Source organism: Tenacibaculum sp. MAR_2010_89, assembly GCF_900105985.1.
GTDB lineage: Bacteria > Bacteroidota > Bacteroidia > Flavobacteriales > Flavobacteriaceae > Polaribacter > Polaribacter halocynthiae.
This window is the reverse complement of the sequence record NZ_FNUB01000005.1, coordinates 469,240-495,751: the sequence shown is the minus strand read 5'-3', so window position 1 is coordinate 495,751 and position 26,512 is coordinate 469,240. Positions and strand designations below refer to the sequence as shown.

Here is a 26,512-nt window from a genome sequence, read left to right as displayed (position 1 = left end):
TAAGGGGAGTTTTATAAGGTTATTTTATTTTTTTCAGTTTTTTCATGATCTCTTTTGCCTTTTTTCCTTCAATAGTATTTGCATAACTTAAAGACACAAACTCTAAAGCTTTAGCATAAGCTACTTTATCTTGATACTTACCTATTGACAAGGCTTTTAGGAGTGCTAATTTAGGAATTAAATTTGAATTTTGAATTGATGAAGAAAACTTATCGATTTCAACTACAGTTTCTTCAAATTTATTTTCTTTGTACAAATAATAAATTTCTTTATACTTTTTTACAACTTGATCTTCTTTTTTATTTTCAATTAATTTTTTATTTGGAGATTTTATTACTTGTGCAAATTTAGTTTCAGGGTACTTATTTAACACAATATCCTTATTGTAATTTGCTTTCTCTTGATCATTTATCTGACTATAAATCTGATATAAATGGTAGCTAATTGCTAACTCCATTTTATCATCTTTTCTAAGTTTCTTTAACTTTTCAAGGTTTTTTATCGCTAACTCAGAATTTTTAAATTGTTCTTTATAAATTAAGCCTAATTGATATAATGCTTCATTACGGTCATCACTTAGTTTATCAATATCCTTTGATTCTTTAGGAATAGCATCAATATACGTTGATAGTTCATATCTTGGGTCAACTTTCACCTCTGTAGGAGAATCATTTTCAGAGCTTTCTTCTTCACCTAAAAGTGAATTTTTGTCTGACAACCTCCAATTATCTTCTAAAACTCTATTTCCCCATACTCTTTCAAAAGCTACTTTACCAAACGCTACACTTTGTGTATTATAAAAATACCATTTCCCTTTTTTACCACTATTATTGGCTCCAATACCTCCAAATGAGCTACCAAAATTTTGAGAATTCAACATTTGTTGTTTATTCTCTTCATCTTCTTTTTTTATTTTTTCAATATACTTTTCAAAAAACAAAACTTGTTCATCTTTACTCATCGCTACAAGGTTCAAAACACTATCGTTTGTTTTTACTGTTTCTTCAAACTTCCTAAGGGTTGTTAATCCTTTATTTTTTCTACGTATTCTTCGTATTCTTTTTTCTTGATCGAACTCTTTAGATGTAACAGTTAAAACACTATCATAATAAGCTCCTGCAGAAACATATTTTTGCTTGTTAAATGCGATATTCCCCAGTTGTTCATATGTATATGTTTTTTGATAATCATCATTATTTTTAGCTGCTAGTGACTTTTTAAAGTAATTTATAGCATTCTGTGTTTTATTTCTACCAACTTCTAAAACTCCTGCTTGGTAGTATAATACATTTAAAAACTTACGATTATCTGTATTTTTAATTAATTTTTTTAACCTACTCAACACCAGCACCGATGATGAATCATTTGCTGTATTTTTGGCTAATTCAACATTTGCTCTTATTCTATATTTATAAGGTGCTTTTTTATAATCAGCTAATTTTTTAAATACCATTCTAGCTGAATCTTTCCTATCTAATTCACTATAAATCTGTCCTAAAACAAACATATTTCTAGCTGACTGTTCTTTATTTTTAAATATTGTAACTGCCTTTGTTAAATGCTCAATTACTTTTTGAATTGTATCTGTTTTTTCATAAGCCATAGCCATAGCTGTATGTGCTTGTTCTCTTATTTCATCAGGAAGTTCTTTTTCATTTTCTTGAACTTCTAATAAAAATTTTAATGATTCTATTGCTAGCTTTTCATTGTCTAAACGAATGTTAGTTTTAGCTCTCCAAATTTTAGTTTCATTTATTAGATTAGCATTTGGATAGTTTGCAATTACATAATTGAAAGACTCTATTGCAGGAATGAAACGTTGCGTATAATACCTTGCTTTCCCTAGTAATAAATAGGCATCATCTATTTGACGATTTTTTTCATACCCATTAATATTCATCGAATGTTTTTGAATTGCTTTTACAGCCTTTTCTTCTGCCTTATCAAAATTAGTAAGGTTTTTATTTTCTTCTACCGCATCATCATTTCCAAAACCACTACCTGGTTTTAATGATACTTGTTGTATTTTTCTATCATTAAACGTAATTGGTTCAATAGCTAATCGCTTCCAGAAGTTATCTTTATGCTTGTCTTCAATCTCTTTAAGCCCTTTTAAATATGCTTGCTCTCCATTGAACAGCACATTATATTTGGTAGTTAATGCATGGAAGTTTCGACTTATAATAGAATTCTTTTTCACACTACATGATACTATGATAGTTAGAACAATACTGAAAACTAATATATTGGATAGTTTTTTCATAAAAAAATACGCATTTACTTTAACAACAACTATACCTTTAAGTTATTGTGTAAATGCGTAAAAATAGTAATAAAATGGTAATTTTTATATTATGCTGAAAAATAGCTCTCCAATTCTTTCAAAGTTTCTGTTGATGTATTTAAATCTTTTACAACATTTCCTTTATCTAGTACAACTATTCGCTCACAAACTTCTGTTACGTGACTTAAATCATGACTAGATATCAACACTGTAACTTCTTTGTTCTCAGTAAGTTTTTTAATGATTGTTTTTAATCTAATCTGTGTCGTTGGATCTAAATTAGCAAAAGGCTCATCTAAAACAACTACTTGTGGGTTCCCCATCATTGCTGCTATAATTCCAACTTTTTTCTGATTCCCTTTACTTAAATCTCTTAAGTACTTTTTCTTTCCTAAAATTTCATCATTAAAAAAGTCTTCAAATTGACTTAAATAGCTTTTAACATCTGCTTTATTCATTCCTCTTAAATCGCCAACAAATTCAAAATATTCTTGAGGTGTTAAATACCCTATTAAAAAACTTTCATCTATAAATGAACCTGTAAATGTTTTCCAATCTTCACTTTTATTAACTAACACATTATTATTAGATATTTCACCCGTTGTTGGTCGAATTAAATCTAAAAGTATGTTAAAATATGTTGTTTTACCTGCTCCATTGTTACCAACTAAACCAAATGATTGTCCTGTTGGAATTTGTAATTCTTCTATACTTAAAACTTGAGCGTTCCCGTATTTTTTAGTAAGTTTTGTTACTTGTATCATAATGTTTTCTGATTAGTTTTCTTGATCAAATGCGTGTATCATAGCGTACTTATTAGCTATGTATTTTCTAGTAATAGCTTTCATAATTTTTTGGTGAAATACAATACCTAAAAGCCCTAAAAAAATTAATGAGATTATAGCTATTTCAAAATTTACCAACCAACTTACAAGACCAAATATCCCCATTGGAATAAGCATTAATGGAATACCTATTATCCATTGAACTGCTCCAGTTCCTTGATAATTAAATGCAGCTTTTTCGTCTAAATTAATTTTCTTACGATTAAATGTACCTCCATACATAATTACATGTGTATTAACTCCAATATTATAAATGGCAGCTGCAAAATGAGCTAATAAAATTTTCCATCCAAAATAAACATAAGGTATTCCTAATAAAAAAAGAATAATTACACTCATACTCATTAACATAAACTTAGATTTTAAATATCGTTCATATTTAAAATTTTGACTCATAATCATTTTATAATATCCACTATCCCAAGCCGGAATAAATTGCCCAAAGTTTATTAAAAAAATACCTGTTGTAAATATTCCTATAAATGCAAAGAAAAATTCTTTATCTGCATATTGTGGTTGAGGATAAAAAAACAACCCGTACAAAAGCCCAATTATTAACATCCAAAGAGTAGATTTTGTTCTTTTATTACGCATAATTAGTTTTAAGTCTAATTGCATAAAAGGAGCAATATCTCCAAAACGCTCTGTCCAAGTATAATCTGAAGTTTTAGCTTCTTCTACTTTATTTTGTACCGCAGAATCTAGAAACAAATTACTTTTTAAAATTAAATAATTTGCATAGTATAAACCAACCAACAGTAAAAGAGGTATAGAAATTAAAATTGGATTGTTTGATATTCCTAAAATTCCTTTTGAAACCAAGTTAGAGAAAGAAACTATATTAAAATAATCTAAAGCAAATAGTCCTGAAGCAATAACTATCAACGGTAAAAAAGACAAATCACTTTTAGCACTTGCATTTTCTATTACAAAATTCAAAAAATTAATGATTAGAACCACTATTATCATAGTTGTCATCCATATAGAAATTTGAACTGTATCATATCCTTTTGTTAATAAAACAACACCAAAAGGAATAATTGCAAATAGTGGTAAAAAATTAAAAAATGACGCAGCAGACTTACCTAAAACGTAATTAATAATTTTATTCTTTTTCACAGGTAAAGTTAGCAGTGGTTTTATTGTCATAACTGGTAGTTTTTGAAGAAAAAAACGAGCAATTAAATCACCCATAATCCAAAAAAACAGAAATCCGTTAACTATTATAAAAGGATCCTTATCAGGGAACATTTTTTTTAATGCAGGAAATATCCCTACCCCTAAGAACAGAAACATTATAACAAAATATAAAGCAAAAAAACCTAATAAAATTTTAATTCCAATACTCCTTTGCCAATATGATGAACGAAAATATTGTTTCCATTCTAAATTTAAAAAGCGTGTAATCATTTTGGTTAATTATTTAGTTGACACTTATATGTATAGTTTTTACCTATTTCGTTACATAAAAAAAGTATCAATATTACTATTGACACTTTTCTTATATTTATACTTATAAAATAAAATTTACATTATTTTACAAGAAACAACAATTAAAAACCCTATTAACAATAGTATAAACCAACCAGGATGTTTTCCTTTTGTTCCAATCAAAACCAAAATTGCTCCAAAAAACATGGTAGAGCTAATTAGTTCTAATATAAAATTAACTAGTTCAATTTCTTGAAAGTTTTCTATTAATGATATTTTTATTAATAGCCCAGCAATACACCACCCAAATACTGATGCTAAATGCCATGTAGACCATAAAATTCTTAAGTGCCTTTCTCTTAATTCTAAACTACCTTTTGAAGGAACTATTTCTTTTTTTATTCTTTTCTTTTTAAAAATTAAATATTCACCTAAAACCGAATGGATTACTCCTAAAAGAAAAGATAAGATACCTGGTATAAATAAATAGTTGTTCATTTATATATTTTTAGTCATTTTTCCCAAATTTATTTTCTCTGCTCTTGTAAATTTAATTTCACGTACGTATTCCATACTTTTCCATAAATAAGTATTCCCTTTTAAACCTTTGGTTAATTTCATTCTTCTATTTAACCTAGCTATTTCTTTAGGTGTTGCTTTACGTTTTTCTCCTAATTCACCATAAAGTTTAATTCCTGGGCTTGTAGAAAACCTTTCTTTAAATAAAGAGGATATCCAAAAAAAACTACGACTGTTAACTCCTAAAACACAAATATTCTTTTTTTTTGCTTTCTTGTAACTTAGATGTAAACTTTTCAAAATAAAAACCAGCTTGATTATCATTCAAAAACATAGAACCAATTGGTGTTACAGTTGGGTTACCGTCTGAAGTTATTGATGCAATTGAAACATGAAAATTTGAACGAAAACTTTTATTAAAATGATTTCTTATTTTTCCCCAATTTGTAGTTAAATCCATTTATATTTTATTTACCTATTTAAAACATTATATTCTTTTGGAATTTCAATCCCTTTGAAACCATCTGTTAATCCATAAAGTATTACGATAGAAAACAACACTCCAAGAAATAAAATTATATATCCTTGTTTAGTAGGACTAGTTCCTAACATGTTTTTTTTCATTTTCATACTATGTATTGAGGCTAAGTGACCAAAAAAAGAAATAATAGCTAACCCATAATATGGGATAAAAAACAAAAAAAAAGGAAACGTATTTAATCCAGCTACTCCGAAAAAAATATTAGTATCTAATTTTAAAAACAGTCTACCTACAAAAACAGCACTAAGATGAATAACTAAGAAAAAAGCTATATAAAGACCACTCCATAACTGGAGTTTTTCAAAAAAATTCTTTGCACTATTTATTTTAATCAAAAAGAGTTTCACTCCAGATACAATCTGAATTAAGATTGAAAACAATAACAATATTTCAAAAAACAGATTTCTATAAAACATACGAAGTGTATCCATAACGTCAATATGTTTTTCTATCCCTACCAAACTGTAAAAATGATTATATAGATGGAGGCTTATGAAAACAGTTATTACTATTCCTGATATAAAATGAATTTGTTTCACCTTACTTTTTTTACAAAGGTCTATTCATTTTATGAATTATCATTTGATTTATATCAAATTCGGCTATGCAACTTTCTAATTCTACTTAATGTTTCATGAGTAATTCCAATAAATGATGCTATATGTGTTAAAGGCACTCTTTGGGTAATTTGTGGATAGGCTAATAGAATATTTTGATATTTTTGTTCGGCTGATTGAAATTGCATAGATACAATTCTAGCCTGAAGTTTTAACATTGTTTTTGTGGCTACTTTATTAGTTAATTTTTCAAAAGCATGATACTCATTTGATAATTTCATTATATTATCTCTTGAAGTTTCAAGCAGTAGCGTTTCTTCTAAAACTTCTATATAGTGTGGACTTGGTATTTTTTGAAAAAAACTATTAATAGCACATATAAAATCATTTTCAAAAGCAAACCAATCTGTAATGTCTTTTCCATCTTTTAAATAATATGCTCTTGCACTTCCTTTTACTATAAAGAATGCTTTATCTGAATTTTGTCCTTCTTTTACTAAGACATCTCCTTTTTTTAAAGTTAATACCTTAGAATTTCTTGCAAATTTTAATTTGCATTCATCATTCAAAGGAGCATATTTCTCGTTTATAATGTTTATAATTTTTTCCTTATCCATAAGTATAATATTATAATTCTAAAAATAGTATAAACACCTAAATGAAAAGCGTTTTCTTTTATATAAAAAAACAGAAACTGTTTTCAATAGTAGAAAACAGTTTCATTAAATATTATTTGCCGACTATTTTTTATAAAATTATGCCCATTCACAAATTATTCCACCCATTAACGCTAACGTTATAGTCCAATAACCAACATTTATAGCTATGTATTTAAATGATTTTCTTTCAAACAATGCTTTTGTACCTATAATAGGCAAAGCAATAAACAAACCGCTTATAACTCCATGCAACACACCATGTTTAAAAGTTCTAAAACGATCTCCAAAATTACTCATAAATTCTTCATAATAAGCAAAACCTCCTCCAGTCTTTTCCATAAAACCAGGTTCACCTGCTAATGTTGAAAATACACCTAATTGATGAATAACCAAGAATTGTATTGCAAAAGCAAGCATAATACTAAACACAAAACTTACTCCAAATATCAAAAGCATATTGCCTCCTTCTAAATCTTTTAAAGTAAAATTCATTTCTTTCATCCATGCCTTTTGAAAGAGCATTGGTCCGTACCAAAGAAAGCCTATAACCATAGGGATAAAAGCTGCACCTAAAATTGCTAAATAATTTATTTCCATCACTTTAAGTTTTTAGTTAATTGTATCAAATATAATTAAAATAACTTTTCTTATTTAATCTATTCATTAAAACCAACGGTTTTAAAAACTTAAAGTCTATGTTTTACATTTCTATAATTTTATTTCATCAAAAAAAAAACAAGCTCATTAAATTAATTAATGAGCCTGTTGGTTGTATTATTTCTTAGGTAATATTCTCTATTTTATTTTCATTGACTTTGCAATCGCCTCTAATTCAAATAGAAAATTTCTTTTATTTACTGAAGGAGCATAAGTAAACCCTTCAAAAACTATTAATCTATTATTTTTTTTATCAACTACTGTATAATTTAAAAAAGGACCAGCCATGAAATCGTTTTTAACTTCCCATTTCCCTCTAGTTTCATATGCCTTTTTTCCATCAATTTCTGCTTTGTAAGTAAAAGGTGTGTATGCTTGTTCAGTAATCATATACATTCCTTCTTTACTTCCTGGAATATATTTTTTCCCAATAGAATCTCTAACTTCTGTGATATTATCAGCAACACTTCCTTCATTAATTAACGGAACACTATAAATTAAAACATTATTTGTTCCATCACCTCTTGCAATTCCACTTTTTAAATGCTGACGTAACCATAAAAAATCTCCAGTATCGTCTACCAATTTAAATCTTTTCGGAATATCAATTGAAATACCTAAATTTTGCGTTGTTTTAAATTTAGTTTCATCAAGACGTTCTTTTTTAAAAATATTTTGAATAAATTTAATATCCTCCTTTTGAAATATTTTAATTATTTCTTTACCTCTTTTGTTTATTAAATTTACAATTCCTTCTTCATTTTTTGCTGTAGCATAAACAATTACTTGAGGAGCTGCATATTTGTTTTTTTCAACAGTAACACTTTCCTTTTGCCCCTTTTTTATAAAAAGGATTGCTTTTCCGTTTCTCATAAATGATTTAAAGCCTGTAGGATCTATTTGACTCACAGAAAGTAACGTTTCTGGTTGTGGTAATCCAACCTGGTGTTCACCAAAAACAGTCCGTATTTCGTCTCCTATTTTACCTGCCCATTCATTACCCTTAGCAACAACTAAAATTTTATTAGTGTTTCCTATTGATGTTGGTAATGTCACACTAGATTTTGTTCCTTTTTCGCAAGAAATTAACAAAAGTGCGGCTATTAAAAATGACATTATTTTTTTCATATCTATTAGCTTTTAAATATTTTTAGCTTCATACCTGGTTTAAGATTTTTTATACTCCAAATATTATTCCATTTTTTAATTTGTTCGACAGAAATTTTTGGATATTTTTTTGCAATAGTCCATAATGAATCTCCTTCTTTTACAATATACACTTCATGTTTCCCTTTTGGAAGTTTATTTTGTTTTTTTGAAACCTTTTTAGGTATCGCTAATTTTTTAGGATAAATACTTAAACGCTGCCCTATTTTTAAACGATGAGAACGCATACCGTTCCATCGTTTTATATCTTTTACACGTACACCAAACTTACTTGCTATTTTACCTAAATAATCACCACTACGTACTTTATAACGTATACGCTTATCCATTTCAAAATACTTCGGTAAAGGTTTTTCTCTTTTGCTATCATCTTCATCTGCCAATGCATAAATTTCCTTTTCTTTTTCTAAAAAAGTTATCATTTCTTTGCGTGGAATACGAACAGCATAACTTCTATTTTCTATAAATGGTATTATATCTAATTTATATGCAGGATTTAAAAAAGAAATTAAATCAACATCAATACCTGTTTTTTCAGAAATTTGATCAAAACTTATTGTTCTTTTTACATGAATAGTATCAGTTTCAAAATGAAAAATTTTGGGAGCTTCTGGATATAAATCATGCTTCTCAGCATATTCAAAAATATACATTGTAGCATAAAAAGCAGGAACATACCCCGCAGTTTCCCTTGGCAAAAAAGGTCTAATATTCCAATAATTTTTATACCCTCCTGATCGTTTTATTGCTTTTGAAACATTTCCTGGCCCTGAATTATATGCAGCTAACGCTAAATCCCAATCACCAAAAATTTTATATAACTGACTTAAATACTTACATGCCGCAACAGTTGCCTTTACAGGATCTTGTCGCTCATCAACATATGAACTTATTTTTAAATCAAATTGTTTTCCTGTTCCATACATAAACTGCCATAAACCAGTTGCTCCAACATAAGAACGAGCATTAGGACGAAGAGCAGATTCAACTATTGCTAAATATTTCATTTCTAACGGAACATCATACTGATCAAGGTATTGTTCAAACATGGGAAAGTAATACTTTGCTTTAGCCATTAAAGCAGGATAGTATTTTTTTCTATACTTTAAATAACTATTTATAACCTTGTCTAATGACGGGTTATATGCTAAATTAAATGGAGTATTCGCATTTAAATCAACCAATCGCTTTTTAAGTAGTTCCGTTGATAAAATTTTAGTTGAATTCCCAATAATATCTTTATCGTTTATTACATATTGGATACTATCAAATAATGAAGAATTAAATTTTTCTTCTACTAATAAACTATCAATTTTTTTTAAATCAGCATCAGAAAAAAGGGTATCTATTTGTCTGTTTTGGGTGGTATCTTTTGCTCTAAAAATAGAATCAACAGCTATTTCAACACTATCAACAGGAATATAAATACTATCAATAGGTTGTTGCGCAATAACTGATCCTGTAAAAACTAATAGTAGTTTAAGTAACATTTTCATTGTTTTTCTTTTAAAAAGAAGGGTAGTTCAAAAAAATAAATTTAATTACATATCTAATTCTACCACGATAGGACAGTGATCAGAATGTTTTGCTTCGGGTAAAATATAAGCCCTTGTTATTTTTTCCTTTAAAGGTTCAGTTACCATAGCATAATCTAATCGCCAACCTTTGTTATTAGCTCTAGAGTTTGCTCTATAACTCCACCAAGAATATTCTTGTCGTTCCGGATTCATAAAACGAAAACTATCAATAAAACCACTGTCTATAAACTTACCTAGCCACTCTCTTTCTTCTGGTAAAAATCCTGAAACTCCTTTCATTTTTGGGTTATGAATGTCTATAGCTTCATGACAAATATTATAATCACCACAAATAATTAAGTTAGGAATTGATTTTCTTAACTCTGTAGCATATTCTAAAATCTCATCCATGTAATTAAACTTATAGTCTAAACGAGCGCTATTAGTTCCAGACGGTAAATACATACTCATAATAGAAACATCATCATAATCTACCCTAAGATTTCTACCTTCAAAATCCATTGTTTCAATTCCTGTTCCATATTCTACGTGTTTAGGTTCTTTTTTACAAAAAACTGCCACAGAAGAATAGCCTTTTTTTTCTGCTGAAAACCAATAATGATATGGATAACCAGCATTTTCAAATTCGGTTACATCTAATTGTTCTTTATGTGCTTTAGTTTCTTGAATGCAAATTACATCTGGTTTTGCTTGCTGTAACCATTCTAAAAATCCTTTTTTTAAAGCTGCTCTTATTCCGTTTACGTTATATGAGATTATTTTCATTTAAAAATTATTCAATAATTATTTTTTCTAAATTATCAAGTTCTTTATCAATACTAGACATATTTAAAAGTTTTGAAGATTCTATATCATAAATAGCAAATTTTTGTTTTTTGTATTCTTCTCTGATATTTTCTCTATCGGTATATTTAATAAAAATTTGAGAGTTCGAATTCGTAAATTCAAATCTATCAAGATTAATACTATTTGTAATTCTTATAAGATTTTTACCATTTAAATCTGAAAGATATAAATCATGATTATCTCCAGAATTTAACTTCCCATCTTTATTTGAGTCTTCAAAAGCTATTAAATATGCAATATATTTTACAGTCTTATCTAATTCATCTCTCTCTAATTTATATCTTTTCCTCTGAGGCTTTATTTGAAGGATAGATGCTTTCTTTTTCAATAAAGAAGTTATAACCTGATAGTTTTCGTCTACAAAAATAATATTTACAAATTTTAAAAGAGAGTCTCCAATATCATTAGCTACAGATACTAAATTTTTCACCCTCTTTTCTTCTTCATAAGTTAACAAAGAAATTGGAAGGTATTTATTTTTAGAATTGTATAAATCTATAGGAGTATAATATTTTAACCCTTGTAAAACAAGACTATCCTTTTTTGCTGTTTCTAATTCTTCTCCCAGAATAATCCCATCAGGGAAATTATTATTGTTTGGAAAAAACTCTTTAGTTAATTGAAATAAAAGAAAAATTAGAATAACAGGGAGTAATGTTCCATTTAAAATAATTAAAAACTTAATATATTTATTTGTTATTTTCATTAATCTAAGAAAATAGGTTTTTTAAGAAAAACCCAAGTTAATTGGGTTCTTTCTCCTGTTTGTGTTTGAATAATCTTTTTTCTTGGTGATAAAAAATAGGCTAAAGCTACTGCTATTGCTATTCCTAACCAAGATGGTTCTATTTGTATACCTTTATCAAAAATAAGGATAAGCAAAATCGCCAATATGGGATATATTCCTCTATAAAACTTTTTTATGAATGTCATTTTTAAATTTCCATTTCTGGAACATCTCCATTAATTACTAATGTTCCTTCAGTAGCATTTTGGATTTCTTCTACACTAACTCCAGGAGCTCTTTCTAACAAATGGAATGTATTATCTTTTACTTCTAAAACTGCTAAGTTCGTTACTACCTTTGTAACACAACCAACTCCAGTTAACGGTAAAGAACATTTTTTTAAGATTTTAGATTCTCCTCGCTTATTAGTATGCATCATTGCTACAATAATATTATCTGCGCTTGCTACTAAATCCATTGCTCCTCCCATTCCTTTTACCATTTTCCCAGGTATTTTCCAATTGGCAATATCTCCATTCTCAGCTACTTCCATTGCTCCTAAGATAGTAAGATGTACATGTTTTCCTCGAATCATTGAAAAACTTGTTGCTGAATCAAAAAAACTTGCACCAGGCATAGTAGTTATTGTTTGTTTTCCTGCATTAATAATATCAGCATCTTCTTCTCCTTCAAATGGAAAAGGCCCCATACCTAGTACTCCATTTTCACTTTGAAATTCTACTTCTATATCCTCTCTAACAAAATTGGCAACTAATGTAGGTATTCCAATACCTAAGTTTACGTAATATCCGTTTTTAACCTCTTTTGCAATACGTTTTGCTATTCCGTTTTTATCTAAAGCCATAATTAGTTTCTTTGTCTTACTGTGCGTTGTTCAATTCTCTTTTCATATTTTTCTCCTTGAAAAATACGTTGTACAAAAATTCCAGGTATATGAATTTGATTTGGATCTAACTCACCAACTGGAACTAATTCCTCTACCTCAGCAACAGTAATCTTTGCTGCACCACACATATTCGGGTTAAAGTTTCTTGAAGTACCCTTAAACACTAAATTTCCTGCTGCGTCTCCTTTCCATGCTTTTACAAAAGCATATTCTGCTTTAAAGGCTGGTTCTAACACATACATTTTCCCATCAAACTCACGCGTTTCTTTTCCTTCTGCTACTTCAGTACCATAACCAGCAGGTGTATAAAATGCTGGAAATCCTGCTTGTGCAGCTCTACATTTTTCCGCTAAAGTTCCTTGAGGAGTCAATTCTACTTCTAATTCACCTGATAACATTTGACGTTCAAACTCATCATTTTCTCCAACATACGATGAAATCATTTTTTTTATTTGACGATTTTGTAATAATAATCCTAATCCAAAATCATCAACACCAGCATTATTAGAAATACAGGTTACTTCTTTAACTCCTAATCGTACAAGTTCAGCTATAGCATTTTCCGGAATTCCACATAATCCAAATCCTCCTAGCATTAATGTCATTCCATCGCTTACACCATCAACAGCTTCTTGCACATTATTTACTTCTTTATTAATCATATTAGTTGTTTGTTTCTGTTTTAAAAATCTGTATCCTCTTCTTCCTTTTTTTCCTCTTTCTTTTCTTCTCCTTCTTTTACTTCTGGTTCTTTTTCACAATTAATATTAATTGTTAATTCTCCTGGAGGTTTTTCAAAATCTTCTTTACTTATATTTAGTGTTTTATCTTCATAACACTTTTTCATAAACAACCCCCAAGTTGGTAATGACATTGTTGCACCTTGACCTAAACCAATACCATAAAAATGTGTTGCTCTATCTTCTCCACCAGTCCAAACTCCAGTTGCTAAATTTGGAACAATCCCCATAAACCATCCATCAGATTGATTTTGAGTAGTTCCTGTTTTTCCAGCAATAGGATTTGTAAATTTATATGGAAAACCTGTAGTTGCTTCTTTTCTTCTTGTCCATGCTGAACGAAGTCTAGCACCTGAACCTGATAAGGTAACACCTTTCATCAAATCTAAAATTACATATGCAGATTCTTCACTTAAAACCTCTTTAGTTTCAGGAACAAACTCTTGTAAAACTGTCCCATTTTTATCTTCTATACGAGTAATCATCATAGGACTAACACGTAATCCTTTATTTGCAAAGGTTGAATACGCACTTACCATTTCAATTAATGATAAATCAATGGCCCCTAATGCTATTGAGGGATTTGCTTCTATTTTTGATTTAATCCCTGCAGAAGCTGCTAAACGAGCTACATTTATTGGTGATACCTTATCTATTAACTGAGCAGTAACAACATTGGTAGATTGCGCTAATGCGTCTCTTAAGGTTAATTCACCACCGTACTTATCATTTGAGTTCTTTGGTGTCCAATCTTTTGGCATTCCATATTTTTCTTTTGGAATTGTATAAGGCGTATTTGGCAACTTATCACAAGGTGACATTTTTAATTGATTAATAGCTGTAGCATATACAAAAGGCTTAAAGGTTGAACCTACCTGACGCTTTTGTTGCTGAACAGCATCATACTTAAAGTATTTATTGTTAATCCCTCCAACCCATGCTTTTATATGTCCAGTTTGTGGTTCAATAGATACTAAACCAGAACGCAAAAAATATTTATAATAACGTATTGAATCGTACGGAGTCATTACAGTATCACGATCTCCTTTCCAAGAAAAAACTCGCATATCTGTTTCTGTTTTAAAAGCCTTGTCTATTTCTTTTTCAGATTTACCTGCAGCTTTCATTCTTTTATAACGATTAGAGTTTTGCTTAGCTCTTCGTATCGTACTAGCTATTTCAGACTTTTCCAAATCATAAAAAGGAGCTGTTTTATTATTCTTTTGCTCTTTATTAAAAAAAGATTGCAAATTTGCCATGTGTGTTGTTAAAGCTTCTTCTGCATATTTTTGCATTCGAGAATCGATAGTAACATATACTTTTAATCCGTCTTTATAAATATTGTATGACTCTCCATTTGATTTAGGATTATCCTTTGCCCATCTCTTCAAAAATTGTTTCAAATTTTCTCTAAAATAAGTAGCTAAACCATCACTATGGCTTTCTGGTGTAAAGCTTATTTTTAATGGTAATTTTTGTAATGAATCTTTTTCTTTATCAGTTAATAACCCATTTTTTTTCATTTGAGAAAACACAACATTTCTACGTCGTAAAGATTTCTTTTTTGAACGTTCTCTGTAAGGATTATACTGTCTAGGGTTTTTTAGCATTGCTACTAAAATAGCAGACTCTTGTATATCTAATTCTTTTGGCTCTTTTCCAAAATAAATACGAGCTGCAGAACGTATACCTGTTGCATTAAAAAGAAATCCTTGCGTATTTAAATACATAGTTATAATTTCCTCTTTAGTATATTGTCGTTCAAGTTTTACAGCAACTACCCATTCTTTAAGTTTTTGAAGAACCCTTTTAATTTTATTTGTTGAAGCTCTTCCTGTAAAAAGATTTTTTGCAAGTTGTTGAGTAATAGTACTTGCTCCTCCTCCAGCTCCTAATTTAGAAACTGCTCTGGCCAATCCTCTAAAATCAATACCTGAATGTTCATAAAAGCGCTCATCTTCAGTTGCAACGAGAGCTTTTACTAAGTTTTGAGGTAAATCTTTATATTGAATTGGGGTTCTATTAGCTTTTACATAATATTTCCCTAATGTTTTTCCGTCAATAGAAATTACTTCTGTAGCTAAATCACTCTTAGGGTTTTCTAACTCTTCAAACGATGGTAATGGTCCAAAAGCTCCCCATGATGCCAATAAAAATAGTAAGCAAATAGAAAGAAATCCACCTAAAATGATTCCCCAAAACCATTTAATATATTTTCTAAAATTAGTTGTTTTTTCTTCTGTCATTATTCTGTTTTTTCAATTCTAAACCCTACATGAGTAAGCCCATCTAACTCTTCTATTCCATCAACATTTCCATTTTTTCTCATAGATTGACGTACTTTAAAAGTATAGGTTCCTTTAGCAGGAAATATTATTTTTTCTTTGTAAAAAAGTTTATTGTCTTTAATATCTAAAGTACCTTCTCCTAAAAACCTCCCAGCTCCATCAGCCATATCGTACTCTAAAGTATCAGTAATTACATTTCCGTCAGGGAAACTCATCTGAGCAATTATAAATAAATTACTAAAAGGATAATCTTTATTATTTCTAACATTAATAAAAAGATTATGTTTTTGTAATGTGTCTGTTGCTGTAAAAGCAAATTGTAATGTATTGTGTTTACTCCATTTTTGATTTGATATTGGTAAATACTCATCAAAAATCCTTTTTTTATCACACGAAATGAATAAAAAAGTTACTATAAAAAACATTATCAATACACTACTTTTATTTATTGTCTTCAGCATTTTTATTACCGTTATTGTTCCCTTTTTTATTATTATTTCTTCTTCTTTGATTATTCGGTTTATTACCTGTAGTCTTTTTTTGCTGATTAGGATTTTCACCTCTTGGTTTAGGGCCTTGAGTTCTTTTTTGTTGATTAGGATTCTTTTTTATTTCATCCTTTGGTTTAGCCCCTTGAGTTCTTTTTTGCTGGTTTGGATTCTTCTTTACCCCTCCCTTTGGTTTAGCCCCTTGAGTACTTTTTTGTTGATTTGGATTCTTCTTTACTTCTCCCTTTGGTTTAATACCTTGTGCTCTTTTTTGTTGGTTTGGATTTGGTTTCTGTTTTACCTCCCCTACTTTTGACTTATTATTATTTTTAGGTCTGTTTGACCTAGGTTTTCTACTATCTGTTTTTTGATTATCAGCTACAGTTTTATTTGGCCTAGACACATTAGTTTTATTCTCTTTTGCCTTATTATTACTAATTCTTTTGCCTCTTCTTTTATTTCTTCTCGGTTTTTTTGGAGCATCAAAACGTGTTAAACTATCTTGTCCAACCACATTTTCAAAATCAACTTTTGGTTCTTCTACAATTTCTGATTCATATTCTTCTAACGGAGAAGCCAATTCATTATTGGCATTTAACTCGATAATTTCTTGAGTTTGCTCTAATGATATTCTATACCATTTGAAGCTCTCTTCTTTGTATGTATACCAAAGTAACCCTTTAAAAATATCCATCTTTACAAAAACAGCATCACCTTTTTCTGTTTTAAGTACCAAATCTTGTTTAGGAAACTTTTTTAATGCGTCTAGATAAGTATCTAACTCAAAATTTAAACAACATTTTAATTTACCACACTGACCTGCTAATTTTAATGGATTTAAAGATAACTGTTGGTAACGTGCTGCAGCTGTATTAACTTTTCTAAAATCAGTTAACCATGTTGAACAACACAACTCTCGTCCACAAGAACCGATACCACCTAATCTGGCAGCTTCTTGACGCATTCCTACTTGGCGCATTTCTACTCTAATAGAAAAAGCACTTGCCAAATCACGAATTAATTGACGAAAATCTACCCTATCATCAGCAGTATAGTAAAAGGTTGCCTTGGTACCATCTCCTTGATACTCTACATCTGACAACTTCATTTTCAATCCTAATTTACTAATGATTTCTCTACCTTTCCTTTGAGTTTCTTGTTCTCTTTGTCTGGCATTATGCCAAACATCAATATCTTTTTGAGAAGCTTTTCTATATATTTTTTTTACCTCTTCACCATCTGACTCAATTTTTCTTTTTTTCATTTGTACTTTCACAAGTTCACCTGCTAAAGAAACTATTCCGACATCATGTCCTGAAGTTCCTTCTACAGCAACTATATCACCCATAGAAATAGTTAATTTCTCTAAGTTTTTGTAAAAATGTTTTCTTCCGTTTTTAAAACGTACTTCGTAAATATTAAAAGGTGCTTCACCAGTTGGCAAAGTCATATTCGATAACCAATCAAAAACAGCTAGTTTATTTCCACTTCCACAAGATCCTGTAGCACAATTTCCATTGCTTTTACACCCCTTAGGAACGCCATCTTTGTTAGTTGAGCAACCGCTACAACTCATAATTTATATGTATGTTTTTAGAATGCTTTTTAAACCTGAATACTTTCAGTATCAAAAAACACTTTATATTATTGATTTTTAGCTAGATAAAATCCCACTCCAGAATCTTCTCTTAATCAGTAAAGATACATATTATAACGGAATGTGAAAATTGATTTTTTTTCTTAACCAAGTTCTTTTTTATAACCCCTAAATACTTTCGCAGAAAAAGGCCTTACAGATTAAAATCTATAAGGCCTTTTTAATATTATTTGTAGTAAATAAACTTACACTACTCCTTGATCTAACATTGCGTCTGCAACTTTTACAAAACCTGCAACATTAGCTCCTTTAACGTAATCTACATATCCGTCTTCTTGCGTTCCGTATTTTACACACGCTTCATGAATACTATTCATAATACCATGTAATTTACTATCTACTTCTTCACGTGTCCAAGACAAACGTAATGAGTTTTGAGACATTTCTAAACCAGATGTTGCTACTCCTCCTGCATTTGAAGCTTTTCCTGGTGCAAATAAAATTTTTGCATTTTGAAACACTTCAATAGCTTCAGGTGTTGATGGCATATTAGCTCCTTCAGCAACACATATACACCCATTAGCTACCAATGCTTTTGCTTCCTCTCCGTTTAACTCATTTTGAGTTGCACATGGTAAAGCTACATCACATTTAACACCCCAAGGTCTTTCTTTTGCAAAGAATTTAGCTGATGGATATTTCTCAACATATTCACCAATTCTACCACGGCGAACATTTTTGATTTCCATAACAAATGCTAATTTATCAGCATCTATTCCTTCTTCATCGTAAATGTATCCTGAAGAATCAGATAAAGTAACAACTTTAGCACCCAATTGAGTTGCTTTTTCAGTTGCATATTGCGCTACATTTCCAGAACCTGAAACTGCTACTGTTTTCCCTTTAAAAGAATCTCCTTTAAAGTTTAACATATTTTCAGCGAAATAAACATCTCCATAACCAGTTGCTTCTGGACGAATTAAAGAACCTCCCCAAGAAGCACCTTTCCCAGTTAAAACACCAGTAAATTCATTACGCAAACGTTTATATTGACCAAACATAAATCCGATTTCTCTTCCTCCAACACCAATATCTCCAGCTGGAACATCGGTATTTGCTCCAATATGACGAGATAATTCAGTCATAAAAGATTGACAAAACTTCATTACTTCGTTATCTGACTTCCCTTTAGGGTTAAAATCAGATCCACCTTTTCCACCACCCATTGGTAATGTAGTTAATGAGTTTTTGAAAACTTGTTCAAATCCTAAAAACTTTAAGATTGACAAGTTTACTGAAGGGTGAAAACGTAGCCCTCCTTTATATGGACCAATTGCAGAGTTAAACTCTACTCTATAACCTCTGTTTACTTGAGTTTCTCCATTATCATCTACCCAAGGCACTCTAAACATTAAAGTACGTTCTGGCTCAACCATACGCTCTAATAATTTTTTTCCTTGGTATTTTGGATTGTTTTCTATAAACGGAATTACAGTTTCTGCTACTTCGTGTACAGCTTGCAAAAACTCTGGTTCGTATGCATTACGTTCCTTAACGTAATCCATAAAAGCATTTATTTTAGATTCCATAAATTAATTGTTGTGTTATTATAATTTTAACAATTTTACTTGGCAAATATAATTAATTTACAATTTCTTAAATTTGATTTTGTACTTTATTTTTCACTTTTCTACATCGTTTTCGTTATTAGGTGAAATCTCCTCATTTTTTAACTAAAAAAGCTTAAATTTGCAACTTAATTTTTTTGGATTAATAAATAATGTTAGATAAGGTAAAGGAATTGATTGGTGACGTAAAAGCTTTTAAAGCAACGTCTAAAGAAGAAGTTGAAACATTCAGAATTAAATACTTAGGAAGCAAAGGATTGTTAAAAGACTTATTTGCTGAATTTAAGAATGTTGATGCTGAATTGCGTAAAGATTTTGGGCAAGCTTTAAACAATCTAAAAAAATCTGCTGAAGGTAAAGTTGCTGAATTAAATGATGCCTTAGATAATGCTATTGAAGACAAAGGGATTTATGGTGATTTAACTCGTCCTTCTGAACCAATAGAATTAGGTTCACGCCATCCTATTTCTTTAGTAAGAAATCAAATTATTGAGGTATTTAATCGTATTGGGTTTACTGTTTCTGAAGGACCTGAAATTGAAGATGATTGGCATAACTTTACCGCTTTAAATTTACCAGAGTATCACCCTGCTCGTGATATGCAGGATACATTTTTTATAGATAAAAATCCAGACACTTTATTAAGAACGCATACATCATCTGTACAAGTTCGTTACATGGAAAATAACGAACCTCCAATTAGAACCATTTCTCCAGGAAGAGTATTCCGTAATGAAGACATATCTGCTCGTGCGCATTGTATTTTTCACCAAGTAGAAGGTTTATATATTGACACTGATGTTTCTTTTGCCGATTTAAAACAAACTTTATTATATTTCACTAAAGAGATGTTTGGAAAATCTAAAATACGTTTACGTCCTTCATACTTCCCTTTTACTGAACCTAGTGCTGAAGTTGATATTTATTGGGGACTTGAAACTGAAACCGATTACAGAATTACCAAAGGTACTGGATGGTTAGAAATTATGGGCTGTGGAATGGTTGACCCTAATGTTTTAAAGAACTGTAATATTGACCCTACTAAATATTCTGGGTATGCTTTTGGAATGGGAATTGAGCGTATAGCAATGCTTTTATATCAAATTCCAGATATTCGTATGTTCTATGAAAATGACAAACGTTTTTTAGAGCAATTTAAATCTATCATCTAAAAACATGAGGCATTTTTGTCTGATTTTTTTTATTTGCTCTTTTAGTATTAATATTTTTTCACAAAAAAGCTTTGTAGAAAGATCTGGAGACATTATTCAGATTGGAATTCCTATAATTGCTTTAGGTAGCACTTTTATTTTTGAAAATAACGATAAACCTTATTGGCAATTTATAAAAGCTTTTGGGGTTTCTTTTATAGCTACCCATACATTAAAAAGAATTATTAATAAAAAAAGACCAGGTGGAGGAAACTATAGTTTTCCTTCAGGACATACCTCAGCTGCTTTTACCGGAGCTGCTTTTATCCAAAAAAGATATGGTTGGAAATATGGTTTTCCTGCATACTTATTAGCTAGTTATGTTGGATACTCAAGAATTTATGCAAAAAAACATGATGTTTATGATGTAATTGCTGGGGCAAGTATTGGATTTATATCTTCATATCTTTTTACCAAAGCCTATAAAAATAATAAAATTAAAATATCATTAAATAGTAACCTTAACAAAGATACTATAGCTATAAGTTTAAATTATTCTCTTTAGATGAAAAAAGACATACAAATACCAGAAGTTTCAGGTGTAGAAATGGCAATTGTTTTAGAGCACAATGAAGTTCACAAAACAGATGACTGGAACGTATATATTATTAATAAAAAAGACATTGCTATTGAAATGGTTGTCATTGTTTCTCAAGGTTTTTCAGAAACTAAAACCACTTCCGTTTTTCGTAAAAAAATAGACCTTTTGCCAGGTAATTCTATTGCCAAAATTGAATTAATTCAACCAGAATTATTTGCTTTAGACAATCGTTTTCAAGTAACTTTCTTTGAAAACAATACACTGCAAGACAAAACTTTTACTTTTAAGAAAGACACAATAAAAGAGAGTAACTTACAAATAATTCAACCTTTTAATAAGAGAGGAGTAATAATATCATAATATTATTTTTTTCGTATATTGCTAGCTATCAAACTATTATTAAGCTAGTATTATAAACAGAAATAGCCTTCCCTTAAAAGAGAAGACTATCATTAAAGAATTCTTGCAATACATACAAAATCTCTATAAGAAAGAATATACACCCTTCAAAAAGTATACTCTATCATAATACAAATAAAATTCATTTCCTATAAAGAAGAACGCAAAAAATTACATTTTTTGAAATTTTGATTTGCATTTTTTACAAAAGACAACAAATGAACGAAGAGATAGAATATTTTTTTTGTCAAATTAAACAAAAGTTACCTAACAATATTTCTCTAGTAGAAGAAATAGCTAGCGTTTTAGATATAAATTACGATGCGGCCTATAGAAGAATAAATCATAAAACTGAGCTTTCTTTTAAGGAAGCTCTTTCTCTTGCTAAATTCTACAAAGTTTCATTGAACAATATTTATAGCTTTAAAGAAAAGGAATCAATAGTGGTTCAAAAAAACTATAACTTTCAAACGAATAACACCCTAGAGTCTTTCTTTATAAAAAGTAATAAGTTAGTTAATTTATTTTCCAAACTAGAAAACTCTGAAGTATTATACGCTGCAAAAGATATACCCTTATATTATTTTCCACAAAACAGCTTACTCCAAAGGTTTCAAATATATATTTTATTAAACTTACCTAATTCAAAAGAAAATTCTAAAAAAGGAGAGATAGCTTTTGAAAAGTTTAATATTTCTTCAAGCTTAATATATGAATCTATTTGTTTTAAAAATGCGTTTAAAAAGGTTAATTGTATAGAAATATGGGATGATCATACAATTAATAGTATCTTATATCAAATATATTATTGTTATAAAATAAAGTTAACAAACCAAGAACAAGCAATACAATTATGTGATGAATTAAAATTAATGATTACAAGTATAGAAAACAAAATTAAAAAAGAATCTAGGGATGAAAATTCAAGTGTAAAAAATAAAATGTATTATAGTAAATTAGTTTGTTTAAATAACACTGTAGTTTTCAATTCAAAAAAAACAAAAACACTTCTAATACCCTACATAAGAACATCTTATTTACGAATAGATGACAATCTTATTTGCGAAGAAACTATTAGCGCATTTAATAAAAAAATTCAATTATCAAAAAAAATATCAGGAAATGCCGAAGTGGATCGAAAATTATTTTTCTCTTCTATGTATCAAAAAATAAACGGCATTTATAATCAAATAATAAACGAGGAAACATTATTCTCATTATAAAAAAACCTCATCATAATTTATGATGAGGCAATACAATCAAGTTAATACATTATCAAAACAAGTTATTTTAATTGTACTGTACATGCTTTGTTTATTTTTTCAACTTCTGCAATAAATCCTTCAACATCATTGTATATATTTTCAAAAACATTTAGTTCATTTACAAGGTTATTTATAGGGTCAATTGCTTTCATTATAAATGAATTCAAATCTTCAGATAAATCATTAAGAATACTCAGCCCTGGTATAGATGGTAAATGTATATTTAAGTTTAACGCTCTTAATACTGGTTGTAAAACTGCATTCATAGCTTTATTTAACAAATCCATAACTGGCCCTATAACACTCAGTCCTCCTTTTATAATTTGTTCTACACTAAATGAAAAGTAAACGGTATGCCAACCACACGGATAAGGTACTTTTACTCCTAAAACATGTTTATAACAAACTTTAGGATACCCTCCATAAGGAACACGTATTGTATGACTTAATACATTTTTAACTGAATTTAAAGCAGAAATTAAAGGATTTAAAACATTCATCACTGCATTAATTTGATTTTCTAGACTTACTAGCCCCATTACTAAGTGTTTAATTTTCTCAACTTCCTCAGTAGCTTCAGCTATACCATTTAAAATTTTTATTTGAGCATCATCAAATGTTAAAACTACAGGATCAACCTTACCTGCTGCTGTATCAATTTCGTTTACTAACTCCGTTTTTACTGTTGAATTTGGAAGACTATTAATACAATTTATTGCACCTCCTAAAGTAGCTATAAACTGATTTTCAGCATTCATTAATTTTAACAACACCTCGTCAATTTGTTTTACTTTGGGCTCTACTTTTTCAATAGCATTTCTAATTGGCGCAACTACTTTTTCTACTTTATTAGAAACATCCAGAGCCTCATCTATAGGTTTTTTGAACGTTGATAATACGTTTTTTAACTCTGATGCTTCAGTTCCTATTTCTGGAATTATTGAAACTACTTCTAATAACTCTACAGCTTCACTTAATGCAGAATCTAAATCTTTTAATTTTGTATTTATCGTTTTAGACATTGTTAAATCATTATCTATTGTTTGTAGATCTTGACTAACTGTTTTAACATCTGCTTCTAATTTTGCAGTATTTCCTTCAGTTGTACTAACATCGTGCATTAATTTGTTTGCTTCATTCATGCTAGTGGTAACCGCATCTGTAATTTGACTGTTTACTGTTGACATAATTTTAAGTTTAGTTTATATGTTTAATTAGACACTAAAAAAATCAACAAATCAAACAAAGCACCATACTATTTCTCTTATTTTTAAGGAAATCAATATCGTGATTTATATTTCTTTTACTCAACTTTCTTAGCTATCTCAAAGTTTAATATTTTAAACCTATGATCTTAAAAAAATACCGTAAGCGACTATTTTTCAAACATTAGCGTACTTAAAACAATAATAAATACATAAAAACCTCTTCATTTTACTGAAGAGGTATACTAAAAACTACGTAAACAATGTATTACTTCACTGTTAATGTATATTGTGGTGTTGGGTTTAATGGGCAAAAATAAACATACTCTCCTTTTTTAAGAGTTACTTTTTTAGAAGTAGACTTTCCATTGTTTTTAACTAATGAAGTTACATATGCATTTTTTATATGATCTTTCTGCTCAACCTTACCTTTAGGAGCTAATACAAAACCAACATCATGACCTACTTTATTATTTGCTATTTCAAAAACATAAGTTCCCTCTGATAGTGTTAATGATTTTTGTGTAAACTCCCCTTTAGTTTGTTCTAGGGCTACAGTTTTTACTTCTTGTGCATTTGCTTGAAATGCAAATCCTACTAATACGATTAAGATTGCTATTACTTTTTTCATGTGTTCTTAAATTTTAAATTATTTATTATTTTTATTATGCCTTTACTGTATATTTTCCAGCTTCTACTTTTGGAAAATCAATTTCTGTTTCTGCAATATGATTTACGTAGTTAGTTAATGTATTAGCTACAACATTTAACACTACTTCTAAAACATCACTATCATTATATCCTGCTTCTTTAAAAGCCTTAATTTCTTCTGAAGTTACATTTCCTCTATTTTTAGTTATGCTCTGAGCAAATTGCAACCCTACTTGTACTTTTTCTTCCGAAGCTTTACCTTTTCTATTTTCTTCAGTTTCTTCTTCAGATAAACCATTCATTTTACCAATTGCTGTATGAGCTGATAAACAATAGTTACATTTATTTTCTTCAGCAATTGCTAACGCTAACTGTTCTCTAAATTTATTAGAAAAATTACCACTTGCTGTTAATTCACCTAAGCTTAAATAACTTTGTAACGTTGCTGGTGAATTACCAAAAACTTTAATTAAATTTGGAATAAATCCTAGTTTGCTTTGCACAGCGTCAAATAATTCTTTTGATTTTCCAGTAGTTGTGTCAGGGTTTAATGTTTCAATTCTTGTACTCATAATTTTATTTATTTTAAATTTTATTTATTTGTTTTTTCACAATTACACATTTCTCTTTCAGGAAATTGATCATCGTACTCTTGATATCCCCAACAGTTAGGGCATTGGATATTTTCTGCTCTCATAATTCTTTGTTTTTAATTCTGATACAAAGATGCGACGGAGACACACTTTAAAAAATGGACAAAAGTTCCTGTTACTTGGACAAGTATGAAATAAATAAAAAAAGAAGTTTATTAACCTATGTTAATGTTTTGAATTACAGCTTGCTATATATTTGCTAACCTAGACAAACAACAAGCTAACAAATGTTATTTATCTAGAATTAAAACCCTTCTATACTCGTAGCTTCCCCTTGTGTTACGAGTTTTTTATAAAGTTAAATATTAGAAGAGCTTATGACTTTTGCTCTTTTTGAAATTGCTTTGGAGATTGCCCCGCTGATTTAGTAAAAAAACGAGAAAAATAAGCTGGATCATTAAATCCTAAATCAAAAGCAATGTGTTTTATTGCATCAGAAGAATAGATAAGCTGTCTTTTAGCTTCTATAATTATTCTGTTCTTAATAAAATCACTTGGAGTTTGTGTACCTATTTTCTGAAAATGTTTTGTAAGAGATTTTGGAGATACTCCTAATCGTTTAGCGTAATCAGTAACGCTATGTAGTTTTTTAAAATTTTGTTCTACTAATAAACTAAAATCTTTAAATAATTTAGTTTCTAAATCTTCCTTTACAGTATCATATCCTTTTTTAATTCGTACAGAATAAATAATAAACTGCTTAAGAAAGGACTGCAACATATCATATTGCGCGGTTTCTTCTAATTCAAATTCTTCTATCAAGTTACTTAATATAAAGTTTAATTTTTCAGTATCTCTGTTTGTAGGAGATACAAATGGAGTTTCATAAACATTATTAAACAACACACCATTACATGCTATTTCAGTATCATGAGTTTGAATGCAATAAAAATCTCTTGAAAAACTTAATTGATATGCTTCTTTTATTTTTTCTGAATCTACTGTAAAAACTTGTCCTGGTGATAAGAAAAACAATACATTTCCATTAAAAGAATAACTTTTAAAATCGATATTATAAGTTCCTTTTCCTTCTTTTATCCAAAAAATTTTATAATCATCAACTTGTTTAGGCTCATTAACAATGCAAGCTTTTTCAAACTCCACTAACTGTAATGAAAATATACTTTGAAAATTATATGTTTTTACTTCTTGAATTGCCATCAATGTA

Annotated in this window: 28 protein-coding genes; 4 read left to right on the top strand and 24 right to left on the bottom strand. The window is 29.2% G+C overall.

Annotated elements, in window-relative coordinates:
* Positions 1–19: 19 nt before the first annotated feature.
* From BLV71_RS05795 to gdhA, 20 genes are all read right to left on the bottom strand, one after another.
* Positions 20–2,263, bottom strand: coding sequence for a type IX secretion system periplasmic lipoprotein PorW/SprE (locus BLV71_RS05795; RefSeq protein WP_093869635.1), 2,244 nt, complete (start codon positions 2,261–2,263; stop codon positions 20–22).
* Positions 2,264–2,352: 89 nt separating this feature from the next.
* Positions 2,353–3,048 carry an ABC transporter ATP-binding protein gene (locus BLV71_RS05790; RefSeq protein ID WP_093869634.1) on the bottom strand — a complete coding sequence of 232 codons (696 nt, stop codon included), beginning with the start codon at positions 3,046–3,048 and terminating at the stop codon, positions 2,353–2,355.
* Between the two features lie 12 nt (positions 3,049–3,060).
* Positions 3,061–4,539: a DUF5687 family protein gene (locus BLV71_RS05785; RefSeq protein ID WP_093869633.1), complete on the bottom strand. Its 1,479-nt coding sequence runs from the start codon at positions 4,537–4,539 to the stop codon at positions 3,061–3,063.
* 117 nt (positions 4,540–4,656) lie between these two features.
* Positions 4,657–5,058, bottom strand: a complete 402-nt coding sequence (locus BLV71_RS05780; protein ID WP_093869632.1) for a hypothetical protein — start codon at positions 5,056–5,058, stop codon at positions 4,657–4,659.
* Positions 5,059–5,379, bottom strand: a complete 321-nt coding sequence (locus tag BLV71_RS05775; protein WP_093869631.1) for a hypothetical protein — start codon at positions 5,377–5,379, stop codon at positions 5,059–5,061.
* On the bottom strand, positions 5,315–5,539 hold the full coding sequence (locus BLV71_RS05770) for a hypothetical protein (protein WP_093869630.1): 225 nt from the start codon (positions 5,537–5,539) through the stop codon (positions 5,315–5,317). Before BLV71_RS05770 ends, BLV71_RS05775 begins: the two co-directional genes overlap by 65 nt.
* 11 nt (positions 5,540–5,550) lie before the next feature.
* A complete protein-coding gene (locus BLV71_RS05765) occupies positions 5,551–6,159 on the bottom strand; it encodes a hypothetical protein (protein WP_093869629.1) in 609 nt (202 codons plus the stop codon).
* Between the two features lie 53 nt (positions 6,160–6,212).
* Positions 6,213–6,794 (bottom strand): Crp/Fnr family transcriptional regulator, encoded by a 582-nt coding sequence (locus BLV71_RS05760; protein ID WP_093869628.1) that lies wholly within the window; start codon positions 6,792–6,794, stop codon positions 6,213–6,215.
* 138 nt (positions 6,795–6,932) lie between these two features.
* Positions 6,933–7,433 carry a DUF1761 domain-containing protein gene (locus tag BLV71_RS05755; protein ID WP_093869627.1) on the bottom strand — a complete coding sequence of 167 codons (501 nt, stop codon included), beginning with the start codon at positions 7,431–7,433 and terminating at the stop codon, positions 6,933–6,935.
* Positions 7,434–7,631: 198 nt separating this feature from the next.
* Complete coding sequence (locus BLV71_RS05750; protein ID WP_093869626.1) at positions 7,632–8,621, bottom strand: DUF4837 family protein; 990 nt, start codon at positions 8,619–8,621, stop codon at positions 7,632–7,634.
* 5 nt (positions 8,622–8,626) lie between these two features.
* Complete coding sequence (locus BLV71_RS05745) at positions 8,627–10,156, bottom strand: lytic transglycosylase domain-containing protein (RefSeq protein WP_093869625.1); 1,530 nt, start codon at positions 10,154–10,156, stop codon at positions 8,627–8,629.
* A 45-nt stretch (positions 10,157–10,201) separates the two neighbouring features.
* On the bottom strand, positions 10,202–10,963 hold the full coding sequence (locus BLV71_RS05740) for an exodeoxyribonuclease III (RefSeq protein WP_093869624.1): 762 nt from the start codon (positions 10,961–10,963) through the stop codon (positions 10,202–10,204).
* A gap of 7 nt (positions 10,964–10,970) precedes the next feature.
* Positions 10,971–11,750, bottom strand: coding sequence for a hypothetical protein (locus BLV71_RS05735; protein WP_093869623.1), 780 nt, complete (start codon positions 11,748–11,750; stop codon positions 10,971–10,973).
* Complete coding sequence (locus BLV71_RS05730; RefSeq protein WP_093869622.1) at positions 11,750–11,977, bottom strand: hypothetical protein; 228 nt, start codon at positions 11,975–11,977, stop codon at positions 11,750–11,752. Before BLV71_RS05730 ends, BLV71_RS05735 begins: the two co-directional genes overlap by 1 nt.
* A 2-nt stretch (positions 11,978–11,979) precedes the next feature.
* A complete protein-coding gene (locus tag BLV71_RS05725) occupies positions 11,980–12,636 on the bottom strand; it encodes a 3-oxoacid CoA-transferase subunit B (protein WP_093869621.1) in 657 nt (218 codons plus the stop codon).
* Positions 12,637–12,638: 2 nt separating this feature from the next.
* Positions 12,639–13,340 (bottom strand): CoA transferase subunit A, encoded by a 702-nt coding sequence (locus BLV71_RS05720; protein WP_093869620.1) that lies wholly within the window; start codon positions 13,338–13,340, stop codon positions 12,639–12,641.
* 20 nt (positions 13,341–13,360) lie between these two features.
* Complete coding sequence (locus BLV71_RS05715) at positions 13,361–15,664, bottom strand: penicillin-binding protein 1A (protein ID WP_093869619.1); 2,304 nt, start codon at positions 15,662–15,664, stop codon at positions 13,361–13,363.
* A complete protein-coding gene (locus tag BLV71_RS05710; RefSeq protein WP_093869618.1) occupies positions 15,664–16,167 on the bottom strand; it encodes a gliding motility lipoprotein GldH in 504 nt (167 codons plus the stop codon). Before BLV71_RS05710 ends, BLV71_RS05715 begins: the two co-directional genes overlap by 1 nt.
* Positions 16,148–17,770 (bottom strand): regulatory iron-sulfur-containing complex subunit RicT, encoded by a 1,623-nt coding sequence (ricT, locus tag BLV71_RS05705; RefSeq protein ID WP_093869617.1) that lies wholly within the window; start codon positions 17,768–17,770, stop codon positions 16,148–16,150. Before ricT ends, BLV71_RS05710 begins: the two co-directional genes overlap by 20 nt.
* A gap of 266 nt (positions 17,771–18,036) precedes the next feature.
* Complete coding sequence (gene gdhA / locus BLV71_RS05700; RefSeq protein ID WP_093869616.1) at positions 18,037–19,380, bottom strand: NADP-specific glutamate dehydrogenase; 1,344 nt, start codon at positions 19,378–19,380, stop codon at positions 18,037–18,039.
* A 191-nt stretch (positions 19,381–19,571) separates the two neighbouring features.
* On the opposite strand from gdhA, the gene pheS reads away from it, so the two are divergent.
* The 4 genes from pheS (at position 19,572) to BLV71_RS05680 (ending at position 22,793) form a co-directional block, all read left to right on the top strand.
* On the top strand, positions 19,572–20,591 hold the full coding sequence (gene pheS / locus BLV71_RS05695; RefSeq protein WP_093869615.1) for a phenylalanine--tRNA ligase subunit alpha: 1,020 nt from the start codon (positions 19,572–19,574) through the stop codon (positions 20,589–20,591).
* Positions 20,592–20,595: 4 nt separating this feature from the next.
* Entirely contained in the window at positions 20,596–21,135 is a 540-nt protein-coding gene (locus BLV71_RS05690; protein WP_093869614.1) for a phosphatase PAP2 family protein, read from the top strand.
* Positions 21,136–21,531, top strand: a complete 396-nt coding sequence (locus BLV71_RS05685) for a hypothetical protein (RefSeq protein WP_093869613.1) — start codon at positions 21,136–21,138, stop codon at positions 21,529–21,531.
* Positions 21,532–21,788: 257 nt separating this feature from the next.
* The gene (locus BLV71_RS05680) at positions 21,789–22,793 is read left to right on the top strand and encodes a hypothetical protein (protein ID WP_093869612.1); all 1,005 of its coding nucleotides are present in this window, start codon (positions 21,789–21,791) and stop codon (positions 22,791–22,793) included.
* Positions 22,794–22,855: 62 nt separating this feature from the next.
* Here BLV71_RS05680 and BLV71_RS05675 read toward each other — a convergent pair whose 3' ends face one another.
* From BLV71_RS05675 to BLV71_RS05660, 4 genes are all read right to left on the bottom strand, one after another.
* Positions 22,856–24,022 carry a kinetochore Spc7 family protein gene (locus BLV71_RS05675; protein WP_093869611.1) on the bottom strand — a complete coding sequence of 389 codons (1,167 nt, stop codon included), beginning with the start codon at positions 24,020–24,022 and terminating at the stop codon, positions 22,856–22,858.
* A gap of 286 nt (positions 24,023–24,308) precedes the next feature.
* On the bottom strand, positions 24,309–24,671 hold the full coding sequence (locus BLV71_RS05670) for a cupredoxin domain-containing protein (protein WP_093869610.1): 363 nt from the start codon (positions 24,669–24,671) through the stop codon (positions 24,309–24,311).
* A gap of 34 nt (positions 24,672–24,705) precedes the next feature.
* The gene (locus BLV71_RS05665) at positions 24,706–25,263 is read right to left on the bottom strand and encodes a carboxymuconolactone decarboxylase family protein (RefSeq protein ID WP_093869609.1); all 558 of its coding nucleotides are present in this window, start codon (positions 25,261–25,263) and stop codon (positions 24,706–24,708) included.
* 396 nt (positions 25,264–25,659) lie between these two features.
* Positions 25,660–26,505, bottom strand: coding sequence for a helix-turn-helix domain-containing protein (locus BLV71_RS05660; RefSeq protein ID WP_093869608.1), 846 nt, complete (start codon positions 26,503–26,505; stop codon positions 25,660–25,662).
* Positions 26,506–26,512: the final 7 nt, after the last annotated feature.

Coding starts and splice junctions, on each gene's coding strand:
- BLV71_RS05795 (WP_093869635.1), bottom strand. CDS start 2,263: ATGAAAAAACTATCCAATATATTAGTTTTCAGTATTGTTCTAACTATC.
- BLV71_RS05790 (WP_093869634.1), bottom strand. CDS start 3,048: ATGATACAAGTAACAAAACTTACTAAAAAATACGGGAACGCTCAAGTT.
- BLV71_RS05785 (WP_093869633.1), bottom strand. CDS start 4,539: ATGATTACACGCTTTTTAAATTTAGAATGGAAACAATATTTTCGTTCA.
- BLV71_RS05780 (WP_093869632.1), bottom strand. CDS start 5,058: ATGAACAACTATTTATTTATACCAGGTATCTTATCTTTTCTTTTAGGA.
- BLV71_RS05770 (WP_093869630.1), bottom strand. CDS start 5,539: ATGGATTTAACTACAAATTGGGGAAAAATAAGAAATCATTTTAATAAA.
- BLV71_RS05760 (WP_093869628.1), bottom strand. CDS start 6,794: ATGGATAAGGAAAAAATTATAAACATTATAAACGAGAAATATGCTCCT.
- BLV71_RS05755 (WP_093869627.1), bottom strand. CDS start 7,433: ATGGAAATAAATTATTTAGCAATTTTAGGTGCAGCTTTTATCCCTATG.
- BLV71_RS05750 (WP_093869626.1), bottom strand. CDS start 8,621: ATGAAAAAAATAATGTCATTTTTAATAGCCGCACTTTTGTTAATTTCT.
- BLV71_RS05745 (WP_093869625.1), bottom strand. CDS start 10,156: ATGAAAATGTTACTTAAACTACTATTAGTTTTTACAGGATCAGTTATT.
- BLV71_RS05740 (WP_093869624.1), bottom strand. CDS start 10,963: ATGAAAATAATCTCATATAACGTAAACGGAATAAGAGCAGCTTTAAAA.
- BLV71_RS05735 (WP_093869623.1), bottom strand. CDS start 11,750: ATGAAAATAACAAATAAATATATTAAGTTTTTAATTATTTTAAATGGA.
- BLV71_RS05730 (WP_093869622.1), bottom strand. CDS start 11,977: ATGACATTCATAAAAAAGTTTTATAGAGGAATATATCCCATATTGGCG.
- BLV71_RS05725 (WP_093869621.1), bottom strand. CDS start 12,636: ATGGCTTTAGATAAAAACGGAATAGCAAAACGTATTGCAAAAGAGGTT.
- BLV71_RS05720 (WP_093869620.1), bottom strand. CDS start 13,340: ATGATTAATAAAGAAGTAAATAATGTGCAAGAAGCTGTTGATGGTGTA.
- BLV71_RS05715 (WP_093869619.1), bottom strand. CDS start 15,664: ATGACAGAAGAAAAAACAACTAATTTTAGAAAATATATTAAATGGTTT.
- BLV71_RS05710 (WP_093869618.1), bottom strand. CDS start 16,167: ATGCTGAAGACAATAAATAAAAGTAGTGTATTGATAATGTTTTTTATA.
- ricT (WP_093869617.1), bottom strand. CDS start 17,770: ATGAGTTGTAGCGGTTGCTCAACTAACAAAGATGGCGTTCCTAAGGGG.
- gdhA (WP_093869616.1), bottom strand. CDS start 19,380: ATGGAATCTAAAATAAATGCTTTTATGGATTACGTTAAGGAACGTAAT.
- pheS (WP_093869615.1), top strand. CDS start 19,572: ATGTTAGATAAGGTAAAGGAATTGATTGGTGACGTAAAAGCTTTTAAA.
- BLV71_RS05690 (WP_093869614.1), top strand. CDS start 20,596: ATGAGGCATTTTTGTCTGATTTTTTTTATTTGCTCTTTTAGTATTAAT.
- BLV71_RS05685 (WP_093869613.1), top strand. CDS start 21,136: ATGAAAAAAGACATACAAATACCAGAAGTTTCAGGTGTAGAAATGGCA.
- BLV71_RS05680 (WP_093869612.1), top strand. CDS start 21,789: ATGAACGAAGAGATAGAATATTTTTTTTGTCAAATTAAACAAAAGTTA.
- BLV71_RS05675 (WP_093869611.1), bottom strand. CDS start 24,022: ATGTCAACAGTAAACAGTCAAATTACAGATGCGGTTACCACTAGCATG.
- BLV71_RS05670 (WP_093869610.1), bottom strand. CDS start 24,671: ATGAAAAAAGTAATAGCAATCTTAATCGTATTAGTAGGATTTGCATTT.
- BLV71_RS05665 (WP_093869609.1), bottom strand. CDS start 25,263: ATGAGTACAAGAATTGAAACATTAAACCCTGACACAACTACTGGAAAA.
- BLV71_RS05660 (WP_093869608.1), bottom strand. CDS start 26,505: ATGGCAATTCAAGAAGTAAAAACATATAATTTTCAAAGTATATTTTCA.